The 770-nt window shown below is 50.4% G+C and carries 1 pseudogene; it reads right to left on the bottom strand.

Features of this window, described 5'->3' with window-relative positions:
* Window positions 1-770, bottom strand: a pseudogene (locus tag KBY08_RS26250) (IS3-like element ISPsy9 family transposase); the annotation flags it as partial.

Here is a 770-nt window from a genome sequence, read left to right as displayed (position 1 = left end):
GCCTTGGCGGCCTGCATTCTGTATTCCACAGGACTCAGGCCGTTAAGCTTCAGTTTTATGCGTGAGTGATTGTAATACTCAATGTACTCTTCGATACCCGCTTGAAGCTCATCCAGATCGTTAAATTTGTTCAGGTAGAAAAATTCGGATTTCAGCGTGCTAAAAAAGCTCTCAATAGCCGCGTTGTCGTAGCAGTTACCCTTGCGCGACATGCTGGCTGCGATCGAATTCTCATTGAGCAGTCGCTGGTAAATAGGCATCCGATATTGCCAGCCCTGGTCGGAATGCAAAATCGGCTTTTCATGCGGTCCAAGCCGCTTAAATGCTCCTTCAAGCATTTCGTCGACCATGGAGTACAGCGGGCGCCTGGCAATCGCATAGGAAATGATTTCGCCGCTGTACAGATCCATGATCGGCGACAGATAGAGTTTCTGGCCTCCTACTTTGAATTCGGTCACGTCGGTGGCCCATTTCTGGTTAAGGTATTGCGCTTTGAAATCACGCTTTAGCAGGTTAGGCGCGGCCTTGCCTGTTTCGCCTTTGTAGGAACGGTATTTCTTCACGCGTATCAGGCTCTTCAGGCCTAGCTGCCCCATTAGTTTCTGCACCGTCTTGTGGTTCACAAGATGGCCCGCCCTGCGCAACGCTGCCGTGATGCGACGATAGCCATACCGGCCCTTGTGCTCGTAGAAAGTTGCCTGAATCAGGTCTTTCAGCCCGGCGTATTTGTCATCTGCCAGCAGTACCTTTTGTTGATAGTAAAAAGTGCT

Source organism: Pseudomonas sp. P135 (assembly GCF_020312125.1).
GTDB classification, from domain to species: Bacteria; Pseudomonadota; Gammaproteobacteria; order Pseudomonadales; family Pseudomonadaceae; genus Aquipseudomonas; species Aquipseudomonas fragariae.
Note: the sequence above shows the minus strand (reverse complement) of the source record. Positions and strands in the feature narration are given on the sequence as shown.